At 38.4% G+C, this 7,299-nt stretch carries 6 protein-coding genes; 3 read left to right on the top strand and 3 right to left on the bottom strand.

The features are described 5' to 3' along the window. Nucleotides 1-104: 104 nt before the first annotated feature. On the bottom strand, nucleotides 105-713 hold the full coding sequence (gene pyrE, locus FZ949_RS06370; RefSeq protein WP_148790255.1) for an orotate phosphoribosyltransferase: 609 nt from the start codon (nucleotides 711-713) through the stop codon (nucleotides 105-107). A 119-nt stretch (nucleotides 714-832) separates the two neighbouring features. Between pyrE and FZ949_RS06365 the strand changes: the two genes are divergently transcribed. From FZ949_RS06365 to thyX, 3 genes are all read left to right on the top strand, one after another. Further along, nucleotides 833-2,200, top strand: coding sequence for a Na+/H+ antiporter NhaC family protein (locus tag FZ949_RS06365; RefSeq protein WP_148790254.1), 1,368 nt, complete (start codon nucleotides 833-835; stop codon nucleotides 2,198-2,200). Nucleotides 2,201-2,321: 121 nt separating this feature from the next. Beyond that, nucleotides 2,322-4,793, top strand: coding sequence for a flagellar hook protein FlgE (flgE, locus tag FZ949_RS06360; protein WP_148790253.1), 2,472 nt, complete (start codon nucleotides 2,322-2,324; stop codon nucleotides 4,791-4,793). Nucleotides 4,794-4,911: 118 nt separating this feature from the next. Next, nucleotides 4,912-5,541, top strand: coding sequence for an FAD-dependent thymidylate synthase (thyX, locus tag FZ949_RS06355; protein ID WP_148790252.1), 630 nt, complete (start codon nucleotides 4,912-4,914; stop codon nucleotides 5,539-5,541). Nucleotides 5,542-5,593: 52 nt separating this feature from the next. Here thyX and FZ949_RS06350 read toward each other — a convergent pair whose 3' ends face one another. Further along, nucleotides 5,594-6,700 (bottom strand): DNA adenine methylase, encoded by a 1,107-nt coding sequence (locus FZ949_RS06350; RefSeq protein WP_148790251.1) that lies wholly within the window; start codon nucleotides 6,698-6,700, stop codon nucleotides 5,594-5,596. Between the two features lies 1 nt (nucleotide 6,701). Beyond that, nucleotides 6,702-7,217, bottom strand: a complete 516-nt coding sequence (luxS, locus tag FZ949_RS06345; protein WP_103579969.1) for an S-ribosylhomocysteine lyase — start codon at nucleotides 7,215-7,217, stop codon at nucleotides 6,702-6,704. Between the last annotated feature and the right edge of the window lie 82 nt (nucleotides 7,218-7,299).

The following is a 7,299-nucleotide window of genomic DNA, read 5'->3' as shown; positions in this document are numbered from 1 at the left end:
TCTTGATTAAAATTTTTCTATGAGTACTATTTTGGATTTTTCTAAAAATTTTAGCTATCGATCAATTTAAGAAAGAAAGATAGCTATATTTATAGTATTAAATTTTAGTTGCCTCTGCTTCCAGGTTTGATCGCTTTGCTTCCATTTTTACAAAGTGGGCAATGCTCAGGCTCATAAATTTCAAACTCAAAATTTCCTAAAGCAAAAAATGGCTTATTGCTTGGTAGTTTGGCATTTGGCTTAGCTTCATTGTCTAAATTTGCAACCTTACAAAAGCCACGGTTCGCAAGCGCTGCAAAGCCAACTACCTCGCCGCCAAGGCTCTCTATCACGTGCGCTGCTTCAAGTGCTGAGCCGCCAGTCGTGATGATATCTTCACAAACGATAAATTTCTCACCTTTTTTCACCTCAAAACCACGCCTTAAGCTCATCACTCTATCAACTCGCTCTGTAAAGATAAATCGCTTCTTTGCTGCACGAGCTAGCTCATAGCCAGCTAAAATTCCTCCAAGTGCAGGCGAGCAAACGCTATCAAATTTAATGCCAAATTTTTCTATCACACGAGCAAGCTCATCAGCTAGCTTTCCAGCCAAAGCTGGGTCTTCAAGTACCTTTGCACTTTGGAGATAAAACTGCGAGTGATTGCCACTGCTTAGTAAAAAATGTCCCTCTAAATATGCCCTAGCCTCTTTATAAATTTTCTCTAAATCCATCGTTTTTTCCTTTTAAAATTTACTCAAAATCTTAACACAAGCCCACTTAAGCCACTCTTTTTAAAATTTAATAAGCCACACATTTGTATAATCTCTCAACACTCACAAAAAGGACGCTCATGCTTATATTTAACCCTGTTGTTTTTAGCATTTTGGTAATGACGATACTTTGTCTATTGCGTTTTAACATTTTGCTTTCTATCCTTATCTCTGCTCTTGTTGCGGGAGTAATGTATAAGCATGGATTTAGTGGATTTGAAAGTGGTATTGCAGGTGGGATCGATAGCCTCTTTACAGCCCTAAAAGAGACTACACAAAGCCTCATAAGCGGTATGCAAGGCAATCTTGAAACATCGCTTAGTTATATTTTACTTGGTGCTTTAGCAGCCGCCATCGCAAATACAAATTTAACTGCTATCTTGATAAATGCTTTGAGTAAATTCCTTAGCTCAAATAAAGTGATTTTTATACTAACTATTGCATTTATAGCATGCTTATCTCAAAATTTAATCCCAGTTCACATAGCTTTTATACCTATTTTGATCCCGCCACTTCTTGCTATTATGAACAAAATGGGAATAGATAGACGTGCCGTGGCTTGCGCTTTGACATTTGGACTGCAAGCGCCTTACGTAAGCCTTAGCGTTGGCTTTGGTCTGCTTTTTCACAATATCTTAAAAAAAGAGCTAGCAAATAACGGCATAACTACATCTATTTCTGATATCTCTTCTGTTATGTGGATAGGCGGTGCTTCGATGCTTATCGGACTTATCCTCGCCATACTTTTTTATGGTAAAAAAAGAGCTTATAAAACTTCAAAATTTGAAAAAGAAGAGCTTGATGAGATCGAGCGCGCAAAAAGCCTTGAGATGACTAAAAAAGAGTGGGCGGTTTTAGCTGGTGCAGTTGTGGCTTTTGGTGTGCAAATTTATACTGAGCTACTACCTCTTGGTGCATTACTTGGACTTTTGGTTATGGTCGTTTTTGGCGGTATCGAATACAAAAAAGTAGATAAGATCATGGATAACGGCCTTGCTATGATGGGATTTATCGCTTTTATCATGCTAGTTGCTGCAGGTTATGGCACTATCTTAAGGGAGAGTGGCGGCATAGATGAGCTTGTAAAATATGCTAGCTTGGTATCTGGTGGCAAGATAGGCGGAGCATTTTTGATGCTACTTATCGGTCTTTTAGTCACAATGGGCATAGGCACTAGCTTTGGTACGATACCTATTTTAGCTTCTATCTATGTGCCGCTTTGTCTTAATCTTGGTTTTGGCGTACCAGCCATCATCTTGTTAGTTGGAATAGCTGCGGCTCTAGGAGATGCTGGAAGTCCTGCAAGCGATAGCACACTTGGACCAACAAGTGGTCTAAATGCTGATGGTGAACACAACCACATATATGATACTTGTGTGCCTACATTTGTATTTTTCAATATCCCACTTATCATCGGTGGAATCGTTGGAGCTATGATACTTGGATAAAATTTGGCGTAATTAACGCCAAATTTCTTTTTATTTCTTCTACTCTTTATCAATATAAATTTTTGGAACATCTTTTGCTTTTGAAAAATATAAAAATTTAAAATGCAAAAAGGATAAGTCAATGATGAGATCACTTTGGTCTGGTGTTTCAGGCCTACAAGCCCACCAGATAGCCATGGACGTAGAAGGCAACAATATCGCAAACGTTAATACTTATGGTTATAAATACAACCGTGCAAATTTTGCTGATATACTAAGCCAAACTCCAAGAGTTGCTACAGCTCCACAAGGTCAGCTAGGCGGTCAAAATGCTATGCAAATAGGTCTAGGAACGACTATAAACTCAACTACAAGAATTTTCTCACAAGGTACACTAACATCTACTGATAAGCAAACAGACCTTGCACTTCAAGGAAATGGTTTCTTCGTCGTATCTCCAGATGGTGGAACTACAAGATACTATACAAGAAATGGCGACTTTGTCCGTGATAAAGCTGGAAATTTTGTAAACAATAGTGGTTATATCGTTCAAGGCTGGACAAGAGATGAAGAGACTGGCACTATCGACTCAACTGGACCGATAAAAAATATCGTGATCAAAGAGGGTCTTACCACTCCAGCAAGAGCGACAACAGAAGTAAAGATAAAAGGTAACCTTGACTCAGGCAATACCATAGGACAAAGAAGCACGCCTATTTATTCACTAGACTCTGTTGCTGGCGGACGTGACTATAACAATGACGGAATTTTAAATGCAAATGAAGTCCATAACGAAAATGATGTAAATAATGATCAGTTTTATACAAACTCAAGAAAAGAACAAAGCTTAACAGAGCGTGGTGTAGATCTAGGTGTTACATTTGATGAGCTTGGAAATGGCCTTGCTTTAAGAGATGGACAAGGTATCTGGGTGAGCTATGCAAATGCTAAAACTGAAAAATTTACTATAGGTAGTGGATCACCAAATAATGTTGGTTCACTTACTAATGGAACTGCAAAAAAATTAAATATAACATTAAATGGTGTAAATATAACCGGAGATGTAACAAACATAAGTGATGTTGCTGCTGCTATCAATGCTCAGTACAATAAAACTGGTGTTAGAGCTGAAATTTCAGAAGGTAATAAACTAACACTTATAAATAGAAATAATTCAGGTACTACAAAAGAGACAAAAAATATTCACTTAACTGTCAATACTGGTGATGAATTAGTAGCAGCAACGACAGCAATGGGAGTGGCAAATGGCGGTTTAAAAAATCGAGATATTATTACAGCTTATCAATATGTCTATACGAGCTCGCAAACAACAGCAGTTCACGAATACAATGATGCGAAAGAAAGGCAAGTAACTACAACAGAAGATCTTCGTGCTGCTATGCAAAAAGATGCAAGGAGTTACGTTGACTACAATGGCGACGGTCAAATAAGAGTAAACTCAGCTGTACCTAATGCTATAAAAAAAGCAACAGAAGCTCATAATACAACTCCGGGTACTGGTGGAGCAGCTATAGCTGATACAACATGCCAAACAGCTTATAATAATGCTTATAACGCTGCAGCTGGTACTCCAGATGACAAGCACGCAGCTGGTATCGCAGCACTTAAAAAACTTGCTGATGATTTAAATGATGGTACAAAGATCACTGTAAATAAACTAGGTCAATTTCAACTAGAAAATCCATCAAATGAAGTAGCAGATCATGCACTTTATATGACAACAACTGGTCTTACAAAGCCAGCTCAAGGTACAAATAATTCAGCTGTAAATGAAAATGTTAGACTTACAACTATTATGAAAGCACTTGATGGCGCACTAAGCCCGGGCCAAGCTCTAAGAGCAAGTGGAAAGATGATGATGTCAAGCCACGGCTCAACGGCAGAAATTTTTGACTCACTTGGCTCAAAACACACAGTTAGTATCAAATGGACAAAGACAGGCACTACAACAGATGGTGGAACTGAGTGGAGCATGGTTATACAAGTGCCAGAGCCAGCTAAGATAAACTACACAGGCGAAGGTCCGGATAACGTTATAACTGGAACAGCTAGATTTAACGCAAATGGCTCACTCGCAAGTTTCCACCCAGCAACGATAACATTTTCAGCTAACAACGGCTCACAAAGTGGTCAAAACATTAGCTTAAATTTTGGTCTTGGAACTGACTTTAACGGCTTAACAAGCTTTGATAAAGACTCATCAACTGAGTCAATCTCACAAGATGGCTACACAGGCGGTACTCTAAACGGCATAAAAATAGATGAGACCGGAACGATAATAGGCTCATTTTCAAATGGTCAAAGCTTTGGCCTGGCTAAAGTAGCACTTGCTACCTTTACAAACAACGAAGGTCTTCAAAGCGAGGGTGGAAATGTCTTTTCACAAACCGCAAACTCAGGCGAAGCAGTTATCGGTGCAGCTGGCACAGGCGATAAGGGAACGATCGCGGCTTCAAAGCTTGAAGCTAGTAACGTCGATCTAAGCCGTGCGCTAACAGATCTTATCGTAATCCAAAGAGGTTTCCAAGCAAACTCAAAAACTATCACAACAAGCGATGAGATGCTAAATACACTTCTTCAATTAAAACAATAATAACTAAGACTTTTACAAAAGGGAGCATTTGCCTCCCTTTGAAATTTATGCTTTAAATTTACAAATAAAATCAGCCTTATTTTTGTAAAATGTTAAAAAATTTTACAAAAGAGAAAAAATGCAAGTAACACTACTAAATCACACTCCACTAAATATCTGCTCACACGCGATCCGCACATGCTGGCAAAGCTTTGAAAAAGGCGACAATGGTGGCGAAAAAGATGTTGAGCTAATAGATAGGGTGGGCAATAAATTTAAACACGCCTCGACGCTAGAGCACCTATACTACAACTTCTACATCCAAGGTATCTCTCGTGCGCTACTTCAAGAGCTCGCTCGTCATCGCTTGGCAAGTTTAAGCGTCAAATCGACTCGCTACACGCTAAAAGAGCTAAAAAAAGAGGAAAAATTTGAAGTAGGGCAATTTGAGCGTGCGGCTAAATTTATCGTACTAACAAATGACGAGCTAGTGGATAACGCAAGCATAAGAGCGCTTGAAAATTTACGTGAAATTTTAGCCTCAACTACAAAAAGCCTTGACATCGTCAAATACTGCCTGCCAGAGTGTTACAAAACCGAGCTTACATGGAGCATAAATGCTAGAAGCTTGCAAAATTTTATCTCACTTCGCAGCTCAAAATCAGCCCTTTGGGAGATAAGAAATTTAGCAAATGCCATCTACGATGTCTTGCCTGATGAGCATAAATTTATATTTGAGAGATGTTTGCCAGAAGATGAGCAAAACTAACATTTGAGTTAGTGTTGTTTGTGATTTAGAAGTGATGAAATGAGCGCTAAATTTACTTTTGTAAAACGTAAAGAAGCTCGTCTACGTGGATGCTTCTAGCTTTTAAATTTCTACTGCCACGATAGGCATTGTATTTTTGACGAAGCAGATGAACCTTGCCAATCTGCTTTAAATTTTTATCAAATTCATCTTGATTGATAAAGCCCTCTGAGTTAAATGAAATCAGAACAAATTTTGCCTTTAAATTTTCTATCAACTCGAAAAATGCCTCGCTTGCTGATAATTTTTTATTAAAAACTGATCTATTCCAGTCCTTTGCGATGCCTGAAACTTTTGAAATTTTACTTGGCTCTTCATAGCTTGCGATGAGATTTAGCATGAAATAGTTTGAGCCGTATGGGTGCTGATTATAAGGCGGATCAAGATAGACTAGATCAAGCCCATCAAGCTCTTTTGCGAGCAAATTTGCATCCTTTTGATAGACCTCAAATGGCACGCTGAAATTTGAAAAAATTGGCTTAGTCAAATTTATATCAGAAGTGATCCTTGAGATGGCGTTTTGCCCCCTGCCGCCAAACTGACCGATACCCTCTTTATTTTTATGAAAACCTTTAAAAATTCCACTTGTATTTGCATGTACGCTTGCATTATAAAGTAGTGGAGCTATGAAAAATTTTCTCATCTCCTCTGGCAACATCTCATCTATGAGCCTTCTTGCAGTGTCGATGAAGATAGCATTTTTTCTCGTGTAAAAGACCCGCTCACCAAAAGCGATATTTTTATCATCTTGTGGGGCGTAAAGCCTTGTTATAAAGCCTTCAGAAAGGTTATTTTCTATCTCTTTTTCAAGCTTTTTTTGCCAGAAATTTATCTCATTTATTAGCTCGTTTGTGGCGTTTTGCAAATAGCATGAGTTTGTGATAAAGCTATAAAGCTCCAAGTCGTTTGCAACTATAAATTCGCTATTTTGCTTTAAAAACCTAGCCACTACGCCACTTCCGCTAAAGAGGTCGCAGCAGCTAAGTTTTTCTTTTTTAAGCTCGTCTTTTGCGTATTTTACGCCTAGATCTATAAAGCCTAAAAGAGAGCGCTTGTTACCAAGATAGGTTAAAATTTGCTCTTTTAAATAGGCTTGATTTTCTTGTTTTATTGGCTTCAAATCAGTGCTTTTTTAGTCCCATAGCATCAACGTCAAGCTTGATCTCATCGTTGTTTATGATGACTAGACCTTGGGATAGAATTTTCTTTGCTATGGCGTGTGCTTCATCAAGTGAGTGCATCTTGTAAGTACCGCATTGAAATTTATTTAGCTCTGGGATTTTATCTTGGTCTTTGACTTCTAAAATATCTTTCATAGAGGCTAACCATGCCTTTTTTACAGCTTCTTCGCTAGGTGTGCCGATCACACTCATATAAAAGCCAGTTCTACAGCCCATCGGCGAGATGTCGATGATCTCTACGCCGTTGCCGTTTAGATGGTTTCTCATAAAGCCAGCAAATAGGTGCTCTAAAGTGTGAGTGCCCTTTTCTGGCAAAATTTCTTCATTTGGCTTGCAAAATCTCAAGTCAAAAACGCTGATATCATCGCCCTTTGGCGTTTTCATACTTTTTGCTAGTCTTACTCCTGGGGCTTGCATTTTCACATGATCTACACAAAAACTATCAAGTAATGGCATATCTTCTCCTTTAAATTTTTGGTAATTCTATCGTAAAAAATGTTTAAAATTTAAAGGCTCATGCAAAATTTCAGATAAGCCT

This window comes from Campylobacter concisus (assembly GCF_902460545.1).
In the GTDB taxonomy this organism is placed as follows: Bacteria; Campylobacterota; Campylobacteria; order Campylobacterales; family Campylobacteraceae; genus Campylobacter_A; species Campylobacter_A concisus_AE.
The sequence above is the reverse complement of the archived record's forward strand: the minus strand, read 5'-3'. Positions and strand labels throughout refer to the sequence as shown.